General features: G+C 63.9%; 25 protein-coding genes. 14 read left to right on the top strand and 11 right to left on the bottom strand.

The window, feature by feature from the left end; all coding sequences use genetic code 11:
* Window positions 1–27 precede the first annotated feature (27 nt).
* Window positions 28–573 (bottom strand): hypothetical protein, encoded by a 546-nt coding sequence (locus EPL01_RS19195; protein ID WP_135826896.1) that lies wholly within the window; start codon window positions 571–573, stop codon window positions 28–30.
* A gap of 241 nt (window positions 574–814) precedes the next feature.
* Between EPL01_RS19195 and EPL01_RS19200 the strand changes: the two genes are divergently transcribed.
* The 3 genes from EPL01_RS19200 to EPL01_RS19210 all read left to right on the top strand — a co-directional run bounded on the left by EPL01_RS19200 (window position 815) and on the right by EPL01_RS19210 (window position 4,598).
* On the top strand, window positions 815–1,111 hold the full coding sequence (locus EPL01_RS19200; RefSeq protein WP_135826897.1) for a DUF7562 family protein: 297 nt from the start codon (window positions 815–817) through the stop codon (window positions 1,109–1,111).
* A 130-nt stretch (window positions 1,112–1,241) separates the two neighbouring features.
* Window positions 1,242–2,549, top strand: coding sequence for a ribonuclease catalytic domain-containing protein (locus EPL01_RS19205; RefSeq protein WP_135826898.1), 1,308 nt, complete (start codon window positions 1,242–1,244; stop codon window positions 2,547–2,549).
* Window positions 2,550–2,705: 156 nt separating this feature from the next.
* On the top strand, window positions 2,706–4,598 hold the full coding sequence (locus tag EPL01_RS19210; protein ID WP_135826899.1) for a hybrid sensor histidine kinase/response regulator: 1,893 nt from the start codon (window positions 2,706–2,708) through the stop codon (window positions 4,596–4,598).
* 24 nt (window positions 4,599–4,622) lie between these two features.
* Here the strand turns inward: EPL01_RS19210 and EPL01_RS19215 are convergent, their stop codons facing one another.
* Window positions 4,623–5,132, bottom strand: coding sequence for a GNAT family N-acetyltransferase (locus EPL01_RS19215; protein ID WP_135826900.1), 510 nt, complete (start codon window positions 5,130–5,132; stop codon window positions 4,623–4,625).
* Window positions 5,133–5,210: 78 nt separating this feature from the next.
* Here EPL01_RS19215 and EPL01_RS19220 point away from each other — a divergent pair, with 78 nt between their 5' ends.
* Both EPL01_RS19220 and EPL01_RS19225 read left to right on the top strand, forming a co-directional pair.
* Window positions 5,211–5,894, top strand: coding sequence for a uracil-DNA glycosylase (locus EPL01_RS19220; protein WP_135826901.1), 684 nt, complete (start codon window positions 5,211–5,213; stop codon window positions 5,892–5,894).
* Between the two features lie 58 nt (window positions 5,895–5,952).
* Entirely contained in the window at window positions 5,953–6,600 is a 648-nt protein-coding gene (locus EPL01_RS19225) for a helix-turn-helix domain-containing protein (RefSeq protein WP_135826902.1), read from the top strand.
* A gap of 42 nt (window positions 6,601–6,642) precedes the next feature.
* Here EPL01_RS19225 and EPL01_RS19230 read toward each other — a convergent pair whose 3' ends face one another.
* On the bottom strand, window positions 6,643–7,173 hold the full coding sequence (locus EPL01_RS19230; protein ID WP_135826903.1) for an NUDIX hydrolase: 531 nt from the start codon (window positions 7,171–7,173) through the stop codon (window positions 6,643–6,645).
* A 442-nt stretch (window positions 7,174–7,615) separates the two neighbouring features.
* On the opposite strand from EPL01_RS19230, the gene EPL01_RS19235 reads away from it, so the two are divergent.
* Window positions 7,616–8,113: a metal-dependent transcriptional regulator gene (locus tag EPL01_RS19235; RefSeq protein ID WP_135826904.1), complete on the top strand. Its 498-nt coding sequence runs from the start codon at window positions 7,616–7,618 to the stop codon at window positions 8,111–8,113.
* Between the two features lie 138 nt (window positions 8,114–8,251).
* Here EPL01_RS19235 and EPL01_RS19240 read toward each other — a convergent pair whose 3' ends face one another.
* From EPL01_RS19240 to EPL01_RS19255, 4 genes are all read right to left on the bottom strand, one after another.
* On the bottom strand, window positions 8,252–8,662 hold the full coding sequence (locus EPL01_RS19240; protein ID WP_135826905.1) for a DUF5809 family protein: 411 nt from the start codon (window positions 8,660–8,662) through the stop codon (window positions 8,252–8,254).
* Window positions 8,663–8,893: 231 nt separating this feature from the next.
* Window positions 8,894–9,361 carry a DUF5810 domain-containing protein gene (locus EPL01_RS19245; RefSeq protein WP_135826923.1) on the bottom strand — a complete coding sequence of 156 codons (468 nt, stop codon included), beginning with the start codon at window positions 9,359–9,361 and terminating at the stop codon, window positions 8,894–8,896.
* A 37-nt stretch (window positions 9,362–9,398) separates the two neighbouring features.
* Window positions 9,399–9,908: a ribosomal protein S18-alanine N-acetyltransferase gene (gene rimI, locus EPL01_RS19250; RefSeq protein WP_135826906.1), complete on the bottom strand. Its 510-nt coding sequence runs from the start codon at window positions 9,906–9,908 to the stop codon at window positions 9,399–9,401.
* Window positions 9,909–10,425: 517 nt separating this feature from the next.
* On the bottom strand, window positions 10,426–12,402 hold the full coding sequence (locus EPL01_RS19255; protein ID WP_135826907.1) for an aconitate hydratase: 1,977 nt from the start codon (window positions 12,400–12,402) through the stop codon (window positions 10,426–10,428).
* Between the two features lie 167 nt (window positions 12,403–12,569).
* Between EPL01_RS19255 and EPL01_RS19260 the strand changes: the two genes are divergently transcribed.
* The 4 genes from EPL01_RS19260 (at window position 12,570) to EPL01_RS19270 (ending at window position 15,707) form a co-directional block, all read left to right on the top strand.
* Window positions 12,570–13,064 carry a deoxyuridine 5'-triphosphate nucleotidohydrolase gene (locus EPL01_RS19260; protein ID WP_135826908.1) on the top strand — a complete coding sequence of 165 codons (495 nt, stop codon included), beginning with the start codon at window positions 12,570–12,572 and terminating at the stop codon, window positions 13,062–13,064.
* Window positions 13,065–13,151: 87 nt separating this feature from the next.
* A complete protein-coding gene (locus tag EPL01_RS19265) occupies window positions 13,152–14,207 on the top strand; it encodes a hypothetical protein (protein ID WP_135826909.1) in 1,056 nt (351 codons plus the stop codon).
* A gap of 68 nt (window positions 14,208–14,275) precedes the next feature.
* Window positions 14,276–14,410 carry a hypothetical protein gene (locus tag EPL01_RS22530; protein ID WP_281275391.1) on the top strand — a complete coding sequence of 45 codons (135 nt, stop codon included), beginning with the start codon at window positions 14,276–14,278 and terminating at the stop codon, window positions 14,408–14,410.
* 22 nt (window positions 14,411–14,432) lie between these two features.
* On the top strand, window positions 14,433–15,707 hold the full coding sequence (locus tag EPL01_RS19270) for a hypothetical protein (RefSeq protein ID WP_135826910.1): 1,275 nt from the start codon (window positions 14,433–14,435) through the stop codon (window positions 15,705–15,707).
* A gap of 44 nt (window positions 15,708–15,751) precedes the next feature.
* On the opposite strand, the gene trpB is transcribed toward EPL01_RS19270, so the two are convergent.
* On the bottom strand, window positions 15,752–16,912 hold the full coding sequence (trpB, locus tag EPL01_RS19275) for a tryptophan synthase subunit beta (RefSeq protein WP_135826911.1): 1,161 nt from the start codon (window positions 16,910–16,912) through the stop codon (window positions 15,752–15,754).
* A 129-nt stretch (window positions 16,913–17,041) separates the two neighbouring features.
* The gene (locus tag EPL01_RS19280; RefSeq protein ID WP_135826912.1) at window positions 17,042–18,205 is read right to left on the bottom strand and encodes an NAD(P)/FAD-dependent oxidoreductase; all 1,164 of its coding nucleotides are present in this window, start codon (window positions 18,203–18,205) and stop codon (window positions 17,042–17,044) included.
* 428 nt (window positions 18,206–18,633) lie between these two features.
* On the opposite strand from EPL01_RS19280, the gene EPL01_RS19285 reads away from it, so the two are divergent.
* Window positions 18,634–18,933 carry a DUF5789 family protein gene (locus tag EPL01_RS19285; protein WP_135826913.1) on the top strand — a complete coding sequence of 100 codons (300 nt, stop codon included), beginning with the start codon at window positions 18,634–18,636 and terminating at the stop codon, window positions 18,931–18,933.
* A gap of 53 nt (window positions 18,934–18,986) precedes the next feature.
* On the opposite strand, the gene EPL01_RS19290 is transcribed toward EPL01_RS19285, so the two are convergent.
* On the bottom strand, window positions 18,987–19,178 hold the full coding sequence (locus EPL01_RS19290) for a hypothetical protein (RefSeq protein WP_135826914.1): 192 nt from the start codon (window positions 19,176–19,178) through the stop codon (window positions 18,987–18,989).
* A gap of 333 nt (window positions 19,179–19,511) precedes the next feature.
* Window positions 19,512–19,649: a hypothetical protein gene (locus EPL01_RS21870; protein ID WP_168215958.1), complete on the bottom strand. Its 138-nt coding sequence runs from the start codon at window positions 19,647–19,649 to the stop codon at window positions 19,512–19,514.
* Between the two features lie 343 nt (window positions 19,650–19,992).
* Between EPL01_RS21870 and EPL01_RS19295 the strand changes: the two genes are divergently transcribed.
* The 3 genes from EPL01_RS19295 (at window position 19,993) to EPL01_RS19305 (ending at window position 23,390) form a co-directional block, all read left to right on the top strand.
* Window positions 19,993–21,642, top strand: a complete 1,650-nt coding sequence (locus tag EPL01_RS19295; RefSeq protein WP_135826915.1) for an alpha,alpha-trehalose-phosphate synthase (UDP-forming) — start codon at window positions 19,993–19,995, stop codon at window positions 21,640–21,642.
* A gap of 38 nt (window positions 21,643–21,680) precedes the next feature.
* Window positions 21,681–22,568: a trehalose-phosphatase gene (gene otsB / locus EPL01_RS19300; protein ID WP_135826916.1), complete on the top strand. Its 888-nt coding sequence runs from the start codon at window positions 21,681–21,683 to the stop codon at window positions 22,566–22,568.
* Between the two features lie 129 nt (window positions 22,569–22,697).
* Entirely contained in the window at window positions 22,698–23,390 is a 693-nt protein-coding gene (locus EPL01_RS19305; RefSeq protein ID WP_135826917.1) for a hypothetical protein, read from the top strand.
* Window positions 23,391–23,485: the final 95 nt, after the last annotated feature.

A 23,485-nucleotide genomic window follows, 5' to 3' on the forward strand; every position in this document is an offset into this window, starting at 1 on the left:
AGCGTCATCCGGAACTCCTCCAGTCCGTCACGAGGAGATTCGCACCGGTGCATCCCCGCTGTAGACCCACGGCCGGTCCGCCGGGGCACGCTCGACTACGACGAGGAGCGTCACGTTCCCCGTCTCGACCGGCGCGGGAAGCGAGACGGCCGATTCGGGTCGCACGACCGCGGACCACTCGGCCGCGCCAGTCGGAACGGCTGGCGCGATGGCGGTGATGTTCCGAACCGGTTCGACCGTCGAGTCGTCTCGGTCCACGAAGGGAACGCTCTGGACGAGCGCGTCGCTTTCGTCGACGGACTTCGTCACCGCCGTCCCGTTCCCGAAGGAAACGTTCAACACCGGACTCGGCTCGCGGAACACGTAGAACTCGACTCGGTAGGAGACCGAGCGTTCGTCGACCACCGAAATCGGTTGTGAAAGCCGAGGGGGAGCGGACTCAGCTCCCGACTCCTCGGTGGTCGTCGGTTCTGCGGTGGCATCCGTCGAGCGCGGCGTATCGGTCTGGCCGAGGCCGCCGCTACACCCGGCGAGGAGGACGAGTCCGACGAGCAGGGCGGTGTGGAGTTTCACACGGAGCGTCGAGAGACCCTCGTCTAGACGTTTGCGAGTTAACGGGTAAAATTTGACATCTCCTCGGCGTCCGGCTCTCGCCGCGTCTCGATTCCGCCTGGCGCGCTCTCCGGCGAATTTTCCGCCCGCGGTCGGCTCGAAATCTCCTCGGTAAGCACTCGTTACTTTCACGTCCTCGACTGCTGAAAGTGAGTGTATTCTGACCAAAAACCGCAAGTAGTGGCGGACCGTGTGCAGTAGTATGTGGGGTTCCCGGAGTAGCCGGGGTAACTCGGTCGACTGTATCGCCTGTGGGGAGACCCTTCGCCGCGACGACGCCCGCGAGTACGACAAGGAGGGCGACCGCTGGGACCGGAAGGGCAAGGACTTCGAGTATCTCTGCAAGGAGTGTCACACCGGCCTCTGCCACCAGCCGCGAGACGAACTCGAAGACCTGCTGGTAGACATCGAGGCGGACGGCCTCTCGGAGGCGGAGTTCCTGAATCGGTACTGCGAGGCCGTCGAGGAGCGGTACGGGCCGCTCGACCACGAGCGGTAACCCGAGACTAACGTCGGTGCCGGTCCGATTCGTCTCCGACTGGTTGTGAGCCATCGACCGGTCCGACTCACCGGGGCGACGCTCGAATCGCTCCGATACGCCTAACTACTCGTCTCCGTTATCACACGGTATGACGAGCGACGCCCAGGCCGAGGCCGGAACCCCCGAGGGACAAGGCCCGGTCGAGATTTCACCCGAACTGGCCGAACGACTCGAAGACAAGCGCGAGGAGTTATTCGAGAAGTTCGAGATTAGAGACGAGTTCCCCGACGCGGTCCTGACCGAGGCCGAGAAGCGGACCGAGGACATCCAATCGGAGATTCAGGACGAGGTCGAAGAGCGCAAAGACCTCCGGGACATGACGACGTGGACGACCGACCCCATCGACGCCCAGGACTTCGACGACGCCCTCTCTATCGAGGAGCGCGACGACGAGTTCGTCCTCTGGGTCCACATCGCCGACGTGACTCACTACGTCAACCCGGAGACAAACATGTGGGAGGAGGCAGTCGAGCGCGCCAACACCGTCTACCTGCCCGCCTACACCATCCACATGCTCCCGCCGGTGCTGGCCGAGACCGTCTGCTCGCTGGTCCCCAACGAGGACCGACTCGCCCACACCGTCGAGATGCACCTCGACAAGGAGAACCTGAGCTTCGAGAACATCGAGATTTACAAGTCGGTCATCGAGAGCGACGCCCGCCTGACCTACACCGAGGCCGAGAACCTGCTGGACGACCCCGAGACCGCCGACGACCTCCTCGAAGACCCCGAGGTGGACCTCGCGGAGAAGACCGAACTGGTCTGGGAACTTGCCGACCGGATGCACGAACAGCGAAAGGAGGACGGCAGTCTCGTCCTCAACCCCCGGCGCGACCGCGCCCACACCATCATCGAGGAGTGCATGCTGAAGGCCAACAAGGCCGTCACGCACAAACTGATGTGGGACCGCGGCGTCGAGGCGATGTACCGCGTCCACCCCCAACCCAGCCCCGACGAGTGGAGCGAGGCCCTCCGCGAGATTCAGGACTTGGACGGCGTCTCGATTCCCGGGTCGAAGTGGGACGACCCCCGGATGGCGGTCAACGCCACGCTCGAAGAGGCACCCGAGCGCCAACTCGACAAGATTCAGTGGGCGGTGATGAAGGTGATGCCGCGCGCGAAGTACATGAACGACCCCTTCGGCGGCCACCACGCGCTCAACTTCGAGATTTACGGCCACTTCACGAGTCCCATCCGGCGACTCTCGGACCTCATCAACCACTGGATCGTCTACTCCAACGACGTACCTGAGGACCTCGTGGCGCTCTGTGACCGCGCCAGCGACAAGCAGGCCGACGCCGAGGCCTGCGAGCGCGAGTACAAGAAGTTCCTCGAAGAGGTCGGCCTTGACGCCGCCGCGGTAAACAATCGCGGCATCGAAGTGGTCGAAGAGTAAATTCGACTGCTCGGCATTAATTTCGAGAGTAACGCTTAGAAATCTACAGTTCTTTCGCTCTACTAGACTCGCTCCGAAAGAACGAGGCCGTTCCCGGCATATAATCCGGCAATATTTCTCGGAAAGTTTATACGTGGGTGGTATCCTCTAACGACCATGGCGTCCTCTGGCAAGCGAGTACTCGTCGTAGACGACGAACCGGGACTCGCCGATATGGCGGCCGAATATCTCCAGCGAATCGACGAGGAGATGTCTACTACCGCGACCGATTCGGCGACCGACGCGCTCGAGTGTATCCGCAGCGGCTCGGAGTTCGATTGCGTCGTCTCTGACTACAACATGCCCGGTATGAACGGGTTGGAGCTTCTGGAATCAGTGCGCGAGACGTATCCCTCGCTTCCGTTTATCCTCTATACCGGCAAGGGGAGCGAGGAAATCGCCTCCGAGGCGATTTCGGCGGGCGTGACCGACTACCTCCAGAAGGAGACCGGCACCGACCACTACGAGGTGCTGGCCAAGCGCATCGAGAACGCGATTTCACAGAACCGGGCGAAGATGGAACTCCGCCAGACCCGCCAGAAAATCGAGGCGCTCCACCAGACCGCGGCCAAGGCGGCCACCTGCTCGGACCGGACCGAACTCTCGAAGTTGGCGGTCGAGGCCGCCGAGGAGATTCTGGAGTTCGACCTCTGCGACATCAGTCTCGCCGAGGGGGACCGACTCGTCCCGCAGGCCGTCTCGAAGGGCGTCCCCTCCGACGGCTACTATCGCTCGACCTCGGTCGAGGCCGACGACAACATGGCGGCCCGCGTGTTCCGCGAGGGCGAATCGGTCCGCATCAACGACTTGCGCTCTCACGAGGTCGCTCCGGCCGAGTCGGACTATCGCTCGGCGGTGACGATTCCCATCGACGACCACGGCGTCTTTCAGGCGGTCTCGCGCGACGTGAACGGGTTCAGCGACCGCGACATCGAACTCGCGGAACTCCTGCTGGCTCACGTCTCGGCCGCGCTCGACCGAATCGGCTCCGAGGAGCAACTCCGCAACGAGCGCGACCGGTTCGCCGCGCTGTTTCACAACATCCCCCACGCCATCGGCGTCGGCGTGTTCGAGGACGGCGACCCCGTCCTGTCGGAGGCCAACCCGACGTTCGAGGAGGTCTTCGGCTGGGAGGCGGACGAGATTTCCGGCGAGTCGGTAGACGACCGCATCGTCCCCGAGGGGGCCGAGACCGACGCGGCGGAAATCAACCGGCAGATGCAGAACGGCGACCACGTCTCGGGCAAGGAGGTCCGGCGAAACACCGCCGACGGCCACCGCGACTTCCTGCTCCACACCGTCGAAGCGCCCAGCGACGACGCCGACGGCTTCGTCATCTACACCGACATCACCGAGCAGAAGCGCCGCGAGCGCGAACTCCAGCGCCAGAACGAGCGTCTGGACGAGTTCGCCAGCGTCCTCAGTCACGACCTGCGCAATCCCCTCGAAGTCGCCGACGGCAACGCGCGACTCCTCGCCGAGGACTGCGACAGCGACTACGTCGAGCCGCTCCGGAACGCGCTCTGCCGAATCGAGGAACGGGTGGACGAGGCGCTCGAACTCGCCGAACAGGGCCGGACCGTCCGCGACCCGACCGACAACTCGGTCCCGGCCGCGGTCGAGGAGGCATGGGACATGGTCGAGACGGGCGAGGCCGACCTCGAAACCGACGACCTGCCCGAGGAAGTTCCGAGCGACGAGTCGCGTCTCAGGCGACTGTTCGAGAACTTGTTCCGCAACTCGGCCGAACACGGCGGCGGCGACGTGACGGTCGAGGTCGGCGGCCTCGACGGGGATTGGGGCTTCTACGTCGCGGACGACGGCGTCGGCGTCGAGGAGGGCCACGAAAAACTGTTCGAGCGCGGATACACGACCAGCGACACGGGCACCGGTCTGGGCCTCCGAATCGTGGAGGACATCGCTCGCGCTCACGGCTGGTCGGTCCGAGCCACCGATTCGGCGGCGGGCGGCCTCCGGGTGGAAGTCCGGTTCAGAAACGTCGAGGCCTGAATCCGCGCCGGGTCCGCAGTCCGACTACAGTTCCTTCTCGCGGACGTATTCGGCGTAAGTCTCGCCCGCGAACTCCGACTCTCGGCTTCCGACCGTCCGGTAGCCGTTGCTCTCGTAGAAGGCGTTGCCGACCTCGTTGTCGGCCAGCACGATGAGACGGAGTCGCTCGGCCCCGCGGTCGGTCAGCCAGCTTTCGACGCGCTCCAGCATCGCCGACCCCGCGCCCTCGCCCCAGTAGTCGGGGTGAACGTAGATTCGCGGGAGTTCGGCGGCCTCGTCCTCGGCGAGGACGCCCTGCGCGAACCCGACGACTGTTGAACCATTTTCCTCCTCGCTCTCGGCCACGAGGAACACGCCGTCGTCGCGCTCGACCGACCGGCGCAGTTGGTTGAGGTCGTACCACTCGTCCACGACCGACTCGACCGGTTCCGGGCCGAGGAGGTCGTCGTAGGCGGCGTGCCACGACTCGCGGGCGACGCGCCGAACGTCGGCCACGTCGCCGGTCTCCGCCGGTCGGATGGTGTGGTCGTCCATGGCTGGTGAGTGTGCGACCGGCGACAAATAGCTTCCGCGAGCGAACGATTGAGTAGCGCGGGCCGCCTACCGACGGCCGTGCCAGACTTCCCCAGTTCCGACTCGCGGAACGTCCTCGAACCGGACTGCTCGCGGTGCCCCGCGCTGGTCGAGTCTCGGGATTGCATCGCGTGGGGCAACGGGGCGCTCGACGCCGACGTGGTGGTCGTCGGCGAGGCTCCCGCATTCGGCAACCCCGAGGCCGACCGGTGGCAGGGCGGCAACTGGACCGGAATGGCCTACACCTCGCGGCACTCCGGGCGGAAGGTTCGGGACCTCTTCGCCGACGCGGGCCTCGACGCCGCGGACCTCTACTTCACGAACGCGGTGAAGTGCTTTCCGAGGGAGTCCGAGAGCGACGAGGCGGAGGACGCCGGAACCCCGACAAATCGGGAACCCGCCGCCGAGGAGCGCGCGAACTGCCGGAATCACCTCGTGACCGAAATCGAGCAGATTTCGCCCGCGGTGGTGGCGACCACCGGGAAGCACGCCACGCGGTCGGTGCTGGGCGACCGTTCCGGCGAATCAGGTGAATCGGGCCACTCTGGCGACTCCGGCGGCTTCATCGACTCGGTGCTGGAACCGGTCGAGTCCTCGGAACTCGGGACTGTCGTCCTGCCCCTCCTTCACCCCTCCTACCAGAACGTCTGGTTGCCCCGAATCGGCTACGAGTACGAGGAGTACGTCGCCGAGATTCGGGGGGTCGTCTCGGCGCATCGGTGACAACCTGCTCAACTGTTGGCAAGTCTATTTTTACTCGGGGAGGTCGATAGCCCACGCGATGAGCATCATCGCGGAGTTCACGACGCCCGCCGAGGATTTCGCGCTGGGCGACGCGCTGGCGGACCACCCCGACGTGCGAATCGAACTGGAGAAAGTCGTCCCCACGCGGATGCAGATTCTCCCCTTCTTCTGGGCGTGGGGCGAGGACTTAGACGAGTTCGACGAGACGGTCCGCGAGCAACCAATCGTGGCCTCGCTCCGGGTCGTTGACACCGTGGACGACCAGCGACTCTATCGCGTGGAGTGGACCGACGTGATAACCGACCTCGGGCGAATCATCCGGAACGCCGACGCCACCGTGCTGGAGGCCAGCGGCCAGCGCGACGCGTGGCGATTCGAACTCCGGTTCCCGTCCCACGAGGAGGTCCGAGGATTTCAGGCCGACTGCAACGAACACGACATCTCGCTGGAACTCCAGCGACTCCACTCGCTGACCGAACTCGACGCCGACGGCAAGTACGACCTGACGACCGAACAGCGCGACACCCTGTTGACCGCGCTCGAACACGGCTACTTCGAGGAGCCGCGCGGTATCACGCTGGAGGAACTCGCCGACCAACAGGGTCTCTCGCCGACCGCGGTCTCGGGTCGGATGCGCCGGGCCGAGGCCAAACTCATCGCGCGGACGCTCGTCACCGACACCTGAGACGGTTGATTTCGGCGTCGGCCGCCCGCGCCGACGCTCCCTTCAGAGCAGGCCTTCTTCCTCGGCGAGCAGGAGCGCCTCGATGGTGGCGTCGTTGGCGGGGTTTTCGCGGGCGGCGTCTAAGGCGTCCTCGACCGGCATGGTCCGGACCGAGAGGAACTCGTTGCTGTCGAGATTGCGCTCGACGGGGGTCAGGCCCTCGGCGAAGACGATGCCGCGCTCGTGGCGCAGGACGCCGGTCGAGCAGTAGAAGTCCTCCAGCAGGCTGACGCCCGCTGGCTCGAAGCCGGTCTCCTCGCGGAGTTCGCGCGCTCCGGCTTGGGTATAGGACTCGCCATCTTCGACGATTCCGGCCGGGCATTCGAGACAGGTCTCGCGGATGGCTGGCCGGTACTGCTCGACGAAGACGACCTGCCCGTCGGTGACCGCCAGAATCACGACCGCGGGCGGGAGTTCGGCCCAGTAGTACTTCTTTCTCGAGCCGTCGGGCTGTTCCACGAGGTCGTAGCCCCCGGTGTACCACCCGGTTTCGTACTCGGCGACCGACTCGATGACGCGCCAATCGTCGCTCATGGGTGGAAAATCGAGGGCGGGTGGGTAAAGTGTGGCTCCTCGGAGTGGGAGTCCCTCGGAGATAAAACTCGGGTCAGAAGCTATCTCGGCACTCTACCCGGCGCGCGCTGGCGGGGCGCTCTCGTGCGCCCCGCCGAACCGCGCGAGGGCTGAGGACCGCAGGGTGTGAGCGAACGCGAACCCCGAGGCTTGCGAGACGCCGCGCGTCTCGCTGATCTGCGAACGTCGTTCGCAGAGACCGCAGGCGGTTGGGGAGGCGTGAGGCTGTCGCGGCGCGGTTGCGGTGCTGTGCGGTGACTCCGAGGCTTCGGGAGTAGCTAGCTCTCCGTCTCGTCCCGTACTGTCTCGTGCTGACCTGCCTTCCCACGGAACTTACCCGCACAACCAACCCGAAGCCCGCTTGGAACACGTTTATACTCGCCCGCCCCGTCAATCCACGACGATGACCGATGTCTCCGAGAGCGTCGGTCGGTACCTCAGCACCATCCACGTGCTGACCGCCGAGGCCGACCGGCGGGCGCGACCCGGCGAACTCGCCGACCTCCTCGACGTGAGCGCCCCGAGCGTCACCGGGATGCTCGCCACGCTCGACGACCGCGGCCTCGCGGTCTACGAGAAGTACGAGGGCGTCACGCTCACCGAGGAGGGCGAGGCGGCCGCCCGCGAGTTCGCGTGGCGGCGGTGCGTGGCCGAGAACTTCCTCGAAGACGACCTCGAACTGGACCTGTCGGCGCTCGCCGACGGCGAGGCGAGCGAACGGGACGGCGAACCCGAGGACCCCCGAGCCATCGGGCAGGTGCTGTCCGACGAGGCGGTCCACCGCCTGAAGGACCTCGTGAACCACCCCTGCGACGGCGAGTGCAACGCGCCCAACGACGAGTACCGAGCGTGTAGCGACGACGTGCGCGAGACCGCCGAGAGTGCGGACGCGGAGTCGTAGCCGAGGCGCTCCTCGGAGAGGAGCCTATCGAGGAAAGAAACAAAATTGTTTGCTAAGGGATTGTAATTGTTTCCTTCCCTGATGTTCTCAATTCTCTACCCAACCGCTACAGTAGTCAACCCCTACAGTAGTCAACTCTTACAGTAGCTCCCGGTAAACGCGGCCGAACGCCTGCCGCCGGAGTGTCGCCACCGCGGCGCGCTGTTCGCTCTGATACGTCGCGGCCACGACGGTCTCGCCGAGGGCGTCGTGCCACGCGACGTGCTCGACGTTCTCCGACCCCTCTTCGATGACCTCTCGGTCGCGGTCGGCCAGCCACTCGTCGTACTCCTCGCGCGTGCCGGTCCGGACCGCCAGCAGCGACGCGAACAGCGCGTCGCGGGCGGTCTCGACCACGTCGCCGGTCACGCGCTGGTCGTACTCCTCGGCGTCGAAGGCCATCGCCTTCGCCGTCTCCTTGACGACGGTCTGGGCCGCGGGACCGACCGCGTCGTACCGCTGTCGGGCGTCGGCTTCGGATTCGGGCGCGAGAAAGCCGTGTGTCTCCATGCGTGGAGTTTGACAGGCCGGGGACTACTGGTTTTCGTCTAGGCGCTAGAGCCCAAGGAGATGTGACCAGAACTACGGACGATTCTATCGGTGTGTTGTTCTCTTGAAGCCCCCGCCCGCTCGCGGTCCGGACGACCGCGAGCGCGCGGCCCCTTCATCCCGACCGGCGGAAAATCAGTCGGGCGTCTGCCGGTGGTCTGTCGCACCGAGCACCCGCTGGCAGATGGTCGGCTACTCCTCGTCGCTCTCGTCGGTCGCTTCGTCGCCCTCGACTTCCTCGTCGTCCAGCATCTCCTCGGTCATCTCGCGGGCCTCTTGGAGAATGCCTTGCGCCTCGGCGTCGAGTGCGCCCGCACCGGCACCGCCCTGCCCGCCAGCGCCGCCGGTCATCGACCCGCGGCCCTGCGAGTTCGCGCGCTCTAACTCGTCCTCGAAGAGGTCCCCGCCCCGCGGTTCGTCGCCGTGGCTGTGGTCGTGGCCGGTCGTATCTTCGAACACCTGCGGGAAGCCGACCTCCTTGGCGTACTCCTCGACGCGCTCGGCGAGTTCCTCCTCGCCCTGCTGTTGCCACTCCGGCGCGTGGTCGTCCAGCCACGCCTCGTGGCCCTCGTCGCCGAGCATCGCCGTGAACGCGAGGTGGTTGGCGAGGTGTTCGGCGTCGGACTGGGGCGTCTCGCAGACCGGACAGGCGTATCCCATGCCCGAGCGTTGGTCTCCGGCACCGAAAAGCGCCACGCTACTCGTCCAAATCCACGACCATGATAAGCGCGTCCTCGCCGTCGTCGTAGTACCGGGGAATCGTCCGGAGGTACTCGAAGCCGAAGTCCCGGTAGAGCGCTCTCGCGCGCTCGTTGCTCGCCCGGACCTCCAGTTTCACGCTCCGGGCACCGTCGACCTCCAGCACGTGGAGCGCCCGCTCCAGCAGGCCCGCGCCGATGCCCTCGCCGCGGTGGTCGGGATGGACCGCGATGTCCTTGATGTGGCCGAACGACCGCCCGTGGTTCGGCACGAGGTTGGCGACGACGTAGCCCACGACGCTCTCGGCGTCGTCGGAGCCGTATCCCGCGGTCTGGTCGTCTTTGGTCGCCACCAGAAAGCCGGACTCCTCGACGTAGCGGTCGAACGCCGAGAACGGCCACGGCTGGTCGAACGAAGCCCGTTCGATGCGAAGCACGGCGAGCAGGTCGGCCTGCGCGGCCTGGCGAATCTCCACGTCGCCCTCGTCACCCACGGGAGTCGTTGTCACTAACCGCGGCTTCTCGCCCGACCCTTAAGAGTGTCATGCCCGACGGCGACCCCGTAATTCTTTAGTACTATTAATCATAAGAACGAAATGCACTCTCCGGCCGGAGGTGCAAGCTCCCGAAATCTCCCCCACCCACCCCCACCTTTTGCGCCGCGTCGGCGAGTTAACCGTTCCATAGTCGTGAGACTACCGACGTGGTTACTCCCGTTCCCATATAAAGTACGTAATCGCAGTAGTTAATTTAAAGTATGTGCAACGGTATCATACCTGTGGAGGTGAAAGAGTATGTTCGGATTTATCATGGAGTCATGCGGCTACCCGACCCACGACGAACCAGCCTGTCAGTACTGACGGACGCGCCCAGTCGAATCGGCCGACGACCACCTTTTCAGACTTCTCGCTCGTCGTAGCACTCGACCGTCATCGCTCTGTCCGTTCTCGACTCCGGTAGCGCGACCAGTCACCGCCCGGCCATCGCTGGCGGGGACGCGAAAAAACGGAAAATTGGGTGTGCGAGTTAGTCGTCCGCGGGCGCGGGCGAGTCGCCGCCGGACTCGGCCTGCTTCTTCGTGTGCGAGAGCTTGCCACCGTCGGCGAGAATCTGGCGCTCGCGCTCGGAGGCGTCGAGGTGGGCCGTCGCTTCCCACTCGTCGTTGACGCGAACCGTGAACTCTTCCTTACCGGAGCGGACCGCCTCGGCCACGTCGTCCACGATTTCGATGTTGTCGCCCTGGTCGATCTTCTCGTAGGTCTCCTCGTCGATGGTCAGCGGGATGAGACCGAAGTTGAAGAGGTTCGCCTTGTGGATGCGGGCGAAGCTCTGGGCGAGGACGCCCTCGACACCGAGGTACATCGGGCACAGCGCCGCGTGTTCGCGGGAGCTACCCTGACCGTAGTTCTCGCCAGCCACGAGGAACCCGCCGTCGGACTGCTGGGCGCGCTCGGCGAAGTCCTCGTCGACGCGCGAGAGGGTGAACTCCGAGAGCTTCGGGATGTTCGACCGGAACTTCAGGATGTCCGAAGTCGCCGGGATGATGTGGTCGGTCGTGATGTTGTCCTCCATCTTGAGGAGGTTCGGTCCTTCGAGGTCCGAGCCCATCTCGTCCTTCAGCGGCACGTCGCCGATGTTCGGACCCTTGATGAGTTCGTCGTCGGGAGCCTCGTCGGGCGCGATGAGGTCCACGTTGCTACCGAGGTACTCCTCGGGCATCTCGAATCCGGGGTCCTCGAGGTCGCCGAGTTCGTCGGCGAGGTTGCGCGGGTCCACGATTTCGCCCTTGATTGCCGCCGCGGTGGCGACTTCCGGCGAGCAGAGGTAGACGTTGTCGTCCTCGATGCCGGACCGACCCTCGAAGTTGCGGTTGAAGGTACGCAGCGAGACCGAATCGCTGGCCGGGACGTGACCGATGCCGATACAGGCACCACACGTCGCCTCGGAGAAGTTGACGCCAGCGGCCATCATCTCGGCGACGTGGCCGTTCCGGGCGAGCATCTCGGAGGCCTGCTTGGAACCGGGCGCGACGATCATCTCGGTCGTCTGGTTCGTCGAACGGCCCTCCAGCATCTTGGCGGCCGGGAGGATGTCCTCGTAGGCACCGTTCGTACAGGAGCCGATCATGACCTGGTCGACTTCCGTGCCCTCGACTTCGCTGACGGGCACGACGTTGTCGGGCATCGAGGGCTTGGCGATGAGCGGCTCGATCTCCGAGAGGTCGATGGTGATCTGGTCGTCGTAGTCGGCGTCCTCGTCGGGCGTGACCTCCTCGTAGTCCTCGGGGCGGCCGAGGCGCTCGAGGTAGTCCTTCGTGTTCTCGTCGGTCGGGAAGATCGAGGAGGTGGCACCGAGTTCGGTACCCATGTTGGTGATGGTCGTCCGCTCGGGGACCGAGAGCGTCTCGACGCCCGGACCGGTGTACTCGAAGATCTTGCCGACGCCGCCCTTCACGCTGAGGCGCCGCAGCATCTCGAGGATGACGTCCTTCGCGGTGGCCCACTCGGGGAGTTCGCCCTCGAGTCGGACCTCGACGACTTCCGGCATCTCGATGTAGTACGCGCCGCCGCCCATGGCGACCGTCACGTCGAGACCGCCGGAACCGATGGCGAGTTCGCCCAGTCCGCCGGGGGTCGGCGTGTGGGAGTCGGACCCGAGCATCGTCTTGCCGGGTGCGGCGAAGTTCTCCTTGTGGACGTTGTGACAGATACCGTTTCCGGGTCGGGAGAAGTGCGCACCGTAGGTGCCTGCGGCCGACCGAAGGAAGCGGTGGTCGTCCGTGTTCTTGAAGTCGAACTGGTAGGTCTGGTGGTCACAGTACTGCGCCGCCAGCTCCGTCTGTACTTCGTCCAGTCCCAGCGCCTCGAACTGAAGCCACACGAGCGTCCCTGTCGTGTCCTGAGTGAGGACCTGGTCGATCTCGATTCCGATCTCCTCGCCGGTTTCGAGTTCGCCCTCGACGAGGTGGTCCTCGAGGATTTTCTCCGTTAGCGTCTGTCCCATATCGAACGAATATCGACCCTCCAAGGGTATAAATCCCGCGTGTTTCTATTCATTCCCCCTGTAGTAAACCCCGCCGCCGTGTGGCAAAAATTGTGTGAAGCGGGCCATCGTCTCACGTACGAGGCGACTCCGCCAACGCTAAATCGTTCCGGTCGGACTGAACGCACATGTTCGAAAGCGGCCCCTTCGTCGCCGAGTACGTGTCAGAGACCGACGACGAGCAGGTTCAGCCCAACGGCGTGGACCTCACCTTGGAAGCAGTCTACGAACAGCGCGAACCCGGCCGAATCGGGCGCGACGGCAAGGAGGTCGGCGACCGCCGACAGCTCGAAACCGAGCAGGTCGCCGACAACGCCCCCGAGACCTACTACCTGACGCCGGGCGGCTACGTCGTCCAGTACGCCGAGACCGTCGAGATTCCCGAGAACCACGTCGGCTACATCTACCCCCGGTCGTCGCTCCTGCGGAACTCCTGCATGCTCAACACCGCGGTCTGGGACGCTGGCTACGAGGGCAAAGGCGAGGGCCTGCTGGAGGTCCACCACGACATCGAAATCGAGAGGGGTGCCCGCATCGCCCAACTCGTCCTCGCGGAGGCCGACCACGACGGCACCTACGCCGGAAGTTATCAGGGCGAGAACGTCGGCTTGGACGAGTTCTGACCCCGAGACTTCGCTTTTTCGTTTCGACTGCACGACCGCGGCGCGTTTACTTCTCTACCAGTAGTCGATTTCCCCGGGTGGGACAGATTGACACACGACAGACGAGAGTTTCTGCAACTCGGCGCACTCGCGGGGGTCGGCGCGCTCGGCGGCGACCGCCTCGCGGGCGTACCGATTCGAATCGAACAGGATAATTCACAAAGCACCGCGGACGACTGGCCGGGCATCGAGGTCCACGTGACGCAGGAACTCGACAAGACCGCCCACTGGGTGCTTCCCGGCAGACGACAGATCAGCGAGTACGTCTTCGGCACGCCCGAGAACCCGCGAACGACGGGCCAGCACTGGGTGAACGTGGCCGAAGGCCCGGTGAAGAGGCTCCTGCAAGAACAGACCTTTCAAGTCGGCCTGCCGGTCGAACAGCGCCGGACAGATTCCGACGGGTCGGCGTACACCATCACCGACATCCTCACGGGGTACAGCGACTCGGCCCGCGAGGCCGAGGGTCGTCTCGACGTGCGATACATCGACCGCCAGCCGTACGACACGCCCGGCGAACCGGGTGACACGCTCGACACCGCGGAAGTCGAGGCCCAGTTCCACGACCCCGCGGGCAATCGCTACGAGGTCCTCCTCGACCACATCGTCAAGCCGCCCTTCCCGCCGTGGGAGACCGGCGGCGGGGTCGTGACCGGGACGTGGCTCCACGGCGTCACGGGCACCGGCACGCCCCTGATGCCGCGACTGTTCAACTACGCCGCGCTCTGGGGCGTCGGCGCGCTCCGAGTCAACGGCGAGGTGGTAGAGAAAGGCCGGGTCATCCACTTCATGACCTCCGAGAACGTCCGGAAGGCCGACAGCTACGCCTTGGCGCTGGACGAGGAGGTCCCCCTCTCGGAAGACGAGCGATTCCTCGGCCACCCGCACCACACGCACCTGTTTCTGCCGCCAATCAAGGCGACACCGGAGGGGCCACAGCCGAGTCCGGTCCCGACCGCCTTCGAGTTGCCGAACGGCGAGACACAGCCCTTCGTCCACTTCATGTGGGACGAGGACGTCATCGAGGAGGTGGTCGTCCGTGGTGGCGACGGTGGTACTGGTGAAACGACGACGAGCGAGGGAGGGACGACGAAGACGGAGTGAACACTCCGTGGCGACCTGAAGTTTTTATATCAACGGGGCTGAGTCTTTCACGTCAGGAGGATTCAGGTATGACGACAGATTCGTCGGACTATAGTGACGCGGTTCGGGAGTACGTCGAAATCGAACTCGAAAGCTCGTTCGAGTTCGACCGTCTCAGCCCGGACGAGGACGACCTGTTCAGTACTCTAAAATACTTGGAATGAGTCGTCGGTTATAGGAACGATTATGAGAATTCTTACTATCGGTGGTTCGGTTCCCGGTATAGAGCATGATAGTGAAGCTTGGGATACTAAAGTAAATATCAAAGACTACAACACTGTATTCCTCAATTTGGATAAGATCGTTGAACGTTCAGATGAGGTACCAGGCCCAACAAGTGAGATACCACATAAGATTAAATTTCCCCCTCAAGAAGACATTAAGAAGTCTCTAAAAGCAGGTCATAATATATTCGTCTTCTTGCCTCGTACTCGGTATCCGAATTTGCTCCATGTAACTGAAGAAGACACTAAAAAAGTGGAACAAGATCTGCTTTCGTGGCTCCCTTTTAAAGTCCGCTCAACTGAAGAAACCGGTACTTCGGTTAATCGAAGTTCCGTTTCTGAAAATTGGGAATGGTACTTTGATAGTGACTTCGACTGGCCATTGTTCATTGAAAAGATTAACTTAACCAGTGACGACGCAAAGCACCTGTTTGATACCGTTCACCAACATACTATTGCATCTACTGCTTTTGGCGAGGATATCGCTTGCAGAATTGGAATCACGGCAGGGACAGATATAGCAACTGCTCTTGCAGAAAACGGTGAAATTAACGACCGGAAGTATTCTGGCTCTCTCTTCCTCCTACCAATTAGACCAAATTGGAGATTCAAAAACGTAGTTCGAGGCGTTCTGTCGAATCTCTACGGTTGGTCTATAGATTTAGAAGAAACAGCTCAACCTAACTGGCTAGACCAACACTACTTACCAAGACAAAAATCAATAGGTAATAAAATAAAAGAACTCAGACAAGAGTATGCAGAATTAGACAAGTTCCGGAAACTTCTCTACATGGACGGAGAGGAACTAGAAGAAACAGTCATTCAAGCGTTTGAATATCTTGGATTTGAAACTGAGGATGAAATTTCTGGTAAACGGGATGGCCTTGTCCACCTTTCCAGTAAGGCATTTGTACTGGAAATCGAAGGGACCACAAATGATATTGGCATTAAAAAATGTCGTCAACTTGATGACTGGGTCGAGAATGCACAAGAAGAATTTAAAAATACGGGAGTAGACGGTCTTTTAGTCGCTAATGCCAACAGGACTTTGCAACCAGCAGAAAGAGAATCTTGTATAGCGGGGAATTCTCAAGAGTTCCTTGAAAAACGAGGCTACAAGGTGATTGAGACACCGGAGCTATTTTCGCTGATTAGCAAGTCACAGAGTGGTGTTGTAGGACAAGAGGAGATTGAAGAGGCAATCCTCGACAGTGATTTATTTGTTACTATCTCCTGAGGGACCACCCGCCAGTATTTTGAAATAGAGGTTAAGATGGCTATTTAAGCGAGGTCGAACATTTCGGCGGCCTGCTCCATGTCCTTGTCGCCCCGGCCGCTCAGATTCACCAGAATCACGTCGTCCTCGTCCATGTCCTGTGCAATCTCTCGGGCCAGCGCGACGGCGTGACTCGACTCCAGCGCGGGGATGATACCCTCTTTCTCCGAGAGCATCCGGAAGGCCTCCAAGGCGTCGTCGTCCTCGACGGCGCGGTAGTCACACCGGCCGATTGCGCGGTACATGGCGTGTTCCGGGCCGACCGCCGGGTAGTCGAGACCGGCCGACACCGAGTGGACCTCGGTGTCCTCGTCCAGCGTCCGGGTCTTCATGCCGTGCATCACGCCCTCCTCGCCCTCCGCGAGCGGGGCGGCGTGCTTGCCCGAGCCTTCACCCTCGCCGCCGCCCTCCGCGCCGTAGAAGTCCACGTCGTCGTCGCGGAAGGCGTGGAACAGGCCGATGGCGTTGGACCCGCCGCCGACGCAGGCGACTGCGGCGTCGGGGAGTTGGCCCGCTTTCTCCTGAATCTGGTCGCGGGCCTCGCGGCCGATGACCGACTGGAACTCCCGGACCATCCGCGGGAAGGGGTCGGGACCGACCACGGACCCGACCAGATAGTGGGTGTCGTCCACGTTCTCGGCGAAGTCTTCGAGCGCGGCGTCCACCGCGTCGGCGAGGCCCGACCCGCCGCGGGTGACCTCGTTGACCTCCGCGCCCATCAGGCGCATCCGGAAGACGTTCATCGTCTGGCGGTCGGCGTCCTTCTTGCCCATGTAAATCTCGGTGTCGATGCCCAGCAGCGCGCCGACCATCGCGGTGGCGACCCCGTGCTGGCCCGCGCCGGTCTCGGCGATGAGGCGGGTCTTCCCGGCCTCCTCTGCGAGGAGGGCCTGCCCGAGGCAGTTGTTAATCTTGTGCGCGCCGCCGTGGAGGAGGTCCTCGCGCTTGAGGTAAATCTGGGCACCGAACTCCTCGGAGAGGCGCTCGGCGTGGAAGACCGGCGTCGGTCGGCCCGCGAAGTCCTCGAGGTAGTTGCGGAACCGATTCTGGAACCGGTCGGTGTCGTGAATCTCGTCGAAGGCCGCCGCGAGTCGGTCGAGCGGTTCTTCCAGCGGTTCGGGCACGTGGCGACCACCGAAGTCGCCGAAATCGGCGTTGTCTACCATAGGCGTGAGTGGGAACTTCTCGCACATAAATGTACGAGTCCGGCCATTACCCAGCATAATAGTCAAAGGAATACAATAAATACTATCGAGGGAGGGCCAAAATGGACCCGGATTTCGGGCAGACCGCGCTCACGCTACGTTTCGCTCCTCGACCAGTTCGCCCGTCTCGAATCGGTCGCTCCCGAGCGCCGAGATGTCCACCAGCGACGCCTCGCCGTCCAGCACCAACTCGGCGACGATTTGGCCCGTGGCGGGCGCGTGCTGGAAGCCGTGGCCCGAGAACCCGACCGCGTTGATAAATCCCGGCACGGTCTCGCCCACGATGGGGTGGTGGTCGGGCGTGACGGCGTAGAGACCGGCCCAGCCCCGGCGAATCTCCGACTCCTGGCCGAAGTAGGCCGCGCAGTCCCCGGCGCGCTCGATGGCCTCGGCGGCCCAGTCGAGGTCGATGTTCCGGTCGAAGCCGTCCGGGTTCTGGTCGGGGTCCGCGTCTCCCTCGGTCTCGCCCGCGAAGTGCCCGCCGACGAGCGCCTTCCCCTCGCGCTCGGGCCGGAAGTGCGACCCGGTGTCGAGGTCGATGGTGAGCGGCACGTCCTCGGGAACCGGCGTCTCGGGGTCCACGACTATCATCTGGCGGCGCTTGGGCGCGACCGGGAGGTCCACGTCGGCCATCTCGGCGACCCGCCGCGCCCACGGTCCCGCCGCATTCACCACGAAATCGGCGTCTTCTCGCTCGCCCTCGGCGGTAATGCCTGTCACTTCGCCGCCCTCGCGGTGGATTTCGGTCACGCCGGTCTTCGTGTGAATCTCGGCTCCCGCTTCGCGGGCGGCCTCGGCGAACCCCTGTAGGGCGAGGTGGGGGTCCGCGAACCCGTCGGTCGGCGAGTACGTCGCGCCGACGAACTCGTCGGCGCGGAGTCCGGGGCAGTACTCGGTGGCCTCCTCGGGGTCAAGGAGTTCGCTCGGAACGCCCAACTCGTTCTGCATCGCCACCTGCTCTTCGAACGCCTCGGCGGTGGCCGCCTCGCGCGCCGCGAAGAGGTAGCCCGGTCGCCGGTAGGCGATGTCCACGCCGAAGTTCTCCTCGAAGGTCTCCCAAATCTCCATGCTCGCAAGCGACAGCTCGACGTTGACGGGCGTGGAGAACTGGGCGCGGATGCCCCCGACCGACCGCTCGGTGCTTCCGCTCCCGATAGACCCCTTCTCGTAGACGGTGACGGTGGCTCCTCGCTCGGCGAGGTAGTACGCGCTGGCGAGGCCCACGATACCACCGCCCACGATAGCGACGTTCATACCTACCGAGTGGGCGGGACGGGGGTTAATCGTTGTCCTGTGAGTGACCGGGGTTTTGTGACGGATTATTCGCTCGGCGCGCGCTGGCGTCTGCGCTTCAGCGCAGACGTCCGTGCGAGGGACGGCGGCCGCATCGCGGCCGCCGAGGTTGGGGAGGTGTGAGGCCCGCGGTCGCGGTGCGGTGGCGGTGACTCCTGTGTTCAAGCCTGAAGCTAGCTCCATCGAGTCAGTCCCGTCCTCGGTTGCAGTGCGTTTCTAGGACAGTCATAGTGCGACTTCCCTGTAACCAGTCCGAACCGCTATCCAGCAAACTCGGGGCAAAAACTAACTCTACCTAACTCAAACAAACACAAAACAATACTAAAGAAACGGGAACATGTCCGAAAGCGGCCACCGAGGTTATCCGCGCGAATCCCGAACCAACGACCGTGACAGATACGCACCGCGAACAGGGAGTCGAGTTCGGCGAACTGGCCGCGCGCTTGGACGGCCACGAGTACCCCGCGACCATCGAGGAGCTTACCGAGGAGTACGGCGAGTACGAAATCGGATTCGCCGACGGGTCGGAGACGCTGGCGGCGGTCCTCGCGCCGATGACCGACACCTGCGAGTCGGCCGAGGAGGTTCGGCAAGCGGTGTTCAACTCGGTCAGCGGGTCGGCAGTCGGCCGGAAGGGGTACACCGACCGCGGCGCGTTCTCCTCGGCGCCGAACGACGTCTCGTTCTGAGGGGGTTCTGTTTCCGGTCGGGAAGTCCCGACCTAAAACGCGACTATCTCGTCTCAATCTTCGTGGGGATTACCCATTCCGTTCGATTCCATCCAGTTGCCCCACATTTTAGGTGTGAACGCTCGCTTTCGGACGTAGTTCTCCGCTTCCGTTTCGGTCTCGAAGTTCCGGAGAGTAGCAACGAACCCCCTCGCATGGTCGCTGAAAGCCTCCGGTGGGTACGAGCTGTAGTCGTGGTCTGTCACTAGGACCAGCACCCCACACGTAGAAGCCGGGAACGTGTTCGAAAAAGCAGTATCCCCGCAACTTACCGCCCTGCCGTAACTGTTTCAACATCGGACGCGTGTCCGAGTACTGTTTTTCGATGTACTTGTCCGCAGGTGATTCCGTTAGCGCTCTATAAACGAGGGCACAGAAGTTCTCCCGCCACGTGTGGTGTTTCCGGAAATCCTTGAGGAGATTCGTTTCCGCTTTCTCGGTGAGAATAACGACTGATGGGTCTCGGTTAGAGAGCGAATGGCGTCGCGTGATACTACCACCTAAGAAATATTTCTAAACTGCCAGATAAAAAGGTCGCGTTAGAACTCGAACTCTTGCTCCGGGCGGACGAATTCGTCGTCCTTCGATTCCTGAATTGCCTCCCACAGTTCGGTCTCCTCCGGAGGTAGTTCCTCCGAAGGGTCTTGGTTACTGCGGGCGCGTTCGGAGTCGCTCATTAGTATTCGAATACTACGGCGTTACGGTATTTAAGTTTTGGTACATCTAGTAATCCCTACAAACGATGGTTTACACGTTCACCGATGGTAAGCCTCTTTCCTCGTCTGAATGGTGGTCTCAGAGGAGCGAGTCCGTACCTTCGGACCACGAGTAATCGTGCCTTACTCGCTGATAAACGCGGCCTGAATCGAACCGCCGCGAGAGTAGGCTGTCGTTCCTCCGTTAGTTCATTCGTAAACTAACCTGAACGGACGACTACATTATCCTCTCCTATCGGCTAACCTCTGGTAGTAGATTCGCCGACGGCGGAGTGGCCGCCGAGGCGGGAGAGTTACGCTCAGAATGAACACGAACGCGACAGGGGCGACAGCCAAATCGGCCGCAGAGACGGTCGCCGACCTTTGTGACGACCGCGAGCTCGTCGTGGTGTCGAACCGCCAACCGTACAGCCACACCTTCGAGGAGGGAGCGACCGACTCGGAGGGCGAAATCAGCGTGGACAGACCAGCGGGCGGCCTCACCGCCGCGCTCGACCCCGTGATGCAGTCCGCCGAGGGGACGTGGGTCGCGTGGGGCGACGGCGAGGCCGACCGCGAAGTCGTCGATTCGGACGACACCGTGGCCGTCCCGCCAGAAAATCCCGCCTACGACCTCCGGCGCGTCTGGTTGACCGACGAGCAGGTCGAGGGCTACTACCGGGGCTACAGCAATCAGGTCCTCTGGCCGCTGTGTCACCTCGACACCGCCAAGATGCGCCCGAAGGAGTCGTTCTGGCAGGCCTACCGCGAGACCAACCACGACTTCGCCGAGGCGATTCTGGACGCGACCGACGGCGGAGGCGAGTCCAGCGCGGACCGCTCCGGCGCGGGCACCGCCGCGGAGCGCAATCCCGTGGTCTGGTTTCAGGACTACCACCTCGCGCTGGCACCTCGGGAGGTCCGCCGGAATCGCCCCGAGGCCTTCCTGACCCACTTCTGGCACATCCCGTGGCCCTCGTGGGACGTGTTCCGGGCCTGCCCGCAGTACGAGGCCCTGCTCGACGGCCTGCTGGCCAACGACCTCGTGGGCTTGCACACCGACGAGTACTGCCGGAACCTCCTCGACTGCGTGGACGCCGCGACCGACGCCCGCGTGGACCGCTCCAGTCGGAGCGTCTCCTACCGGGGCAATCGGACCTTCGTGCGGTCGTTCCCGCTGGGTATCGACGCCACCCGGCAGGCCGACCTCGCCGAGCGCGGCGGCAGGGCGAGCGCCGAGAGCAACTCAGCCGACGACTGGTGGGCCGAGTTCCGCGAGAGCCACGACATCGGCCCCGCGGACACCCTCGCGGTCGGCGTCGAGCGCCTCGACTACACCAAGGGCATCGAACACCGCCTCGCCGCCCTCGAACGCTTCTGGGCCGACAACCCCGAGTGGCGCGGCCGACTCACCTACGTCCAGAAGGGGACCGAGAGCCGGTCGGGCATCGAGGCGTACGACGACCTCCAGACCCGCGTGGCCGCCGAAATCGGGCGCATCAACGACCGATTCGGTACCGACGACTGGAAACCCATCGTCTACCTCACCGACTACGTGCCCGAGGAGGGACTGGCCGCGCTCTACCGCGAGGCCGACCTCGGTCTCGTGACCCCGATTCGGGACGGGATGAACCTCGTCGCCAAGGAGTTCGTCGCGGCCCAGACCCGCGACCCCGGCGTCCTCGTGCTGAGCGAACTCGCGGGCGCGACCGAGCAGTTGGGCGAGGAGGCCGTCGTCGTCCACCCCCACGACACCGCTGGCTTCGCCGACGCCATCGGCGAGGCGCTGTCGCTCTCGCGGGCCGAGCGCCGCAAGCGAATCGCCGACCTCCAGCGCGAGGTCCACGCCGACGACGTGTTCGCGTGGCTGGAATCGACCTTCGAGACCGCCGCCGCCATCGAGCGGGGCCGCGACTCGATTCGCCAGAGTCGCCCGCAAGCAAACGAGAACCGCCCGCAACCGAACGACGACTGACCGCGACGATTCACTCTCGACCAGGACGGACCCGCACGATGTCAGACACCCAGACCCCCGACGCGACGACCGAGGACGGACTCGAACGCGAACTGCCCGCCAGACTCCGCACCAACCTCTACGCCGTGGTCGAGGAGTTGGTGGACCACGAGGGCCTGCTGGTCGCGCTCGACTTCGACGGCACCCTCGCGGCCATCGAACGCCGCCCCGAGCAGGCCACGATTCCCGACGCGACCCGCGAGGCCATCGAGGCGCTCGCGGCCGAACCGAACGTCGAGGTCGCAATCGTCAGCGGGCGCGAACTGGCCGACGTGCGAGAGCGCGTCGGAATCGACGGCGAACACGTCTCCTACGCTGGCAACCACGGCCTCGAAATCCACGCTGGCGAGTACGAGGTCCACCCCGACGCGAAGGACGCCGAGCGCGACGTGACCGCCATCTGCGACCTCCTCACCGAGCAACTCGCCGAAATCGACGGCGCAATCGTGGAGAACAAGGGCGTGACCGCGACGGTCCACACCCGACTCGTGGCCGACGACGAGGTCCCGGTCGTGGAGAGCGCGGTCGAGAATTTGGTCGCCACCCGCGACGACGTGCGCCTGACCACCGGCAAGGACGTGCTGGAACTCCGCCCCGACGTCGAGTGGGACAAGGGCGAGGCCGTCAGGGAACTCTACGACCAACTCGTGCCCGAGGGCGAGCGCTGGCTTCCCGTCTACGTCGGCGACGACACCACCGACGAGGCCGCCTTCAGCGTGCTTGACGACCGCGGACTCGGCGTCAAGGTCGGCGAGGACCCCGGCACGAAGGCCCCCTACCGGGTCGCCGACCCCGAGTCGGTCCGGACGGTCCTGACGTGGTTGCACGAGTACGGCGTCGAGTTCCTCGCCGCGGAACACCACGATGTGCCCGTCGGCACCGCGTGAGAAACGGACGAAGCCACTCGATCGACCCTCCTCGTCTCCGTAACGCCGCGTTGAATCGCCCGCCAGCGGTGCGAACGATGTGAACGGTCGGCCCGGTTTATTCGCGGAATCGCACAATCTGAAACGGACATGGCAACCGACGACCGCGACACCGACGAGAGCGACGAACAGGCCGGACCCGACGAGACCCCGACTACCTACGCCAACGCGGGCCGCGAAGAGGGAGACCGGACCCGCCAGCAGGCGTGGGACGCCCGGAACGACGCGCCCGGAGAGCCAGACGCCCTCCGGGCGCGAGACCGACAGCAATCGGACCAGCGCTACGGGACGAATCAACCGTCCCAACCGTCTCGCCGGTACGGTTCTCAGGCTCCTCAAGGCGGTACAGGCGGCGGGCGGGGGCGAGCCAACGCTCCCCGCGGGGGCGAGGAGCAGGGTCGGACCGAACCATCGAACCGGACCGAACCGACCCCACCGAAGCGCACGCAACCGCTTCGGGAACCGAGCGAACCGGAGCCGAGTGAACGAAAATCGAGCGAGCGACGAGAGGGCGAACACCGAGCCGAGCGCCGGGCGGAATCCGAGCGTCGAGAGGAATCCGAGCGCGAGGAGCGACTCCCCGAGGACGAGGCAGAGAGCCAGTCAGACGTGCCCAAGTACGGCGGGCCGCGCGACCGGACCCGAGGCCGTCGCGGCCAGTCCGACCAGTCGGTCGAACGCCAGCGCGAGCGCCGGGAGTACGAGCGGCGGTTCGACAAACAGCGCGCTCGCCAGCGAGACTTCCAGCGGGACAAGAGTGGCGGGAAATACCGGCGTCGGTAGACGGCGGGGAAACCGCCATGAACAAGAGTGGCGGGAAATACCGGCGTCGGTAGACGGCGGGGAAACCGCCATGAACAAGAGTGGCGGGAAATACC

Source organism: Halorussus ruber (genome assembly GCF_004765785.1).
GTDB classification, from domain to species: Archaea; Halobacteriota; Halobacteria; order Halobacteriales; family Haladaptataceae; genus Halorussus; species Halorussus ruber.

Excerpts from the sequence above, each read along its gene's own strand:
- EPL01_RS19200 (WP_135826897.1), top strand. The coding sequence starts at position 815 with ATGTGGGGTTCCCGGAGTAGCCGGGGTAACTCGGTCGACTGTATCGCC.
- EPL01_RS19205 (WP_135826898.1), top strand. The coding sequence starts at position 1,242 with ATGACGAGCGACGCCCAGGCCGAGGCCGGAACCCCCGAGGGACAAGGC.
- EPL01_RS19210 (WP_135826899.1), top strand. The coding sequence starts at position 2,706 with ATGGCGTCCTCTGGCAAGCGAGTACTCGTCGTAGACGACGAACCGGGA.
- EPL01_RS19215 (WP_135826900.1), bottom strand. The coding sequence starts at position 5,132 with ATGGACGACCACACCATCCGACCGGCGGAGACCGGCGACGTGGCCGAC.
- EPL01_RS19225 (WP_135826902.1), top strand. The coding sequence starts at position 5,953 with ATGAGCATCATCGCGGAGTTCACGACGCCCGCCGAGGATTTCGCGCTG.
- EPL01_RS19230 (WP_135826903.1), bottom strand. The coding sequence starts at position 7,173 with ATGAGCGACGATTGGCGCGTCATCGAGTCGGTCGCCGAGTACGAAACC.
- EPL01_RS19235 (WP_135826904.1), top strand. The coding sequence starts at position 7,616 with ATGACCGATGTCTCCGAGAGCGTCGGTCGGTACCTCAGCACCATCCAC.
- EPL01_RS19240 (WP_135826905.1), bottom strand. The coding sequence starts at position 8,662 with ATGGAGACACACGGCTTTCTCGCGCCCGAATCCGAAGCCGACGCCCGA.
- EPL01_RS19245 (WP_135826923.1), bottom strand. The coding sequence starts at position 9,361 with ATGGGATACGCCTGTCCGGTCTGCGAGACGCCCCAGTCCGACGCCGAA.
- EPL01_RS19255 (WP_135826907.1), bottom strand. The coding sequence starts at position 12,402 with ATGGGACAGACGCTAACGGAGAAAATCCTCGAGGACCACCTCGTCGAG.
- EPL01_RS19260 (WP_135826908.1), top strand. The coding sequence starts at position 12,570 with ATGTTCGAAAGCGGCCCCTTCGTCGCCGAGTACGTGTCAGAGACCGAC.
- EPL01_RS22530 (WP_281275391.1), top strand. The coding sequence starts at position 14,276 with ATGACGACAGATTCGTCGGACTATAGTGACGCGGTTCGGGAGTACGTC.
- EPL01_RS19270 (WP_135826910.1), top strand. The coding sequence starts at position 14,433 with ATGAGAATTCTTACTATCGGTGGTTCGGTTCCCGGTATAGAGCATGAT.
- trpB (WP_135826911.1), bottom strand. The coding sequence starts at position 16,912 with ATGGTAGACAACGCCGATTTCGGCGACTTCGGTGGTCGCCACGTGCCC.
- EPL01_RS19280 (WP_135826912.1), bottom strand. The coding sequence starts at position 18,205 with ATGAACGTCGCTATCGTGGGCGGTGGTATCGTGGGCCTCGCCAGCGCG.
- EPL01_RS21870 (WP_168215958.1), bottom strand. The coding sequence starts at position 19,649 with ATGAGCGACTCCGAACGCGCCCGCAGTAACCAAGACCCTTCGGAGGAA.
- EPL01_RS19295 (WP_135826915.1), top strand. The coding sequence starts at position 19,993 with ATGAACACGAACGCGACAGGGGCGACAGCCAAATCGGCCGCAGAGACG.
- otsB (WP_135826916.1), top strand. The coding sequence starts at position 21,681 with ATGTCAGACACCCAGACCCCCGACGCGACGACCGAGGACGGACTCGAA.
- EPL01_RS19305 (WP_135826917.1), top strand. The coding sequence starts at position 22,698 with ATGGCAACCGACGACCGCGACACCGACGAGAGCGACGAACAGGCCGGA.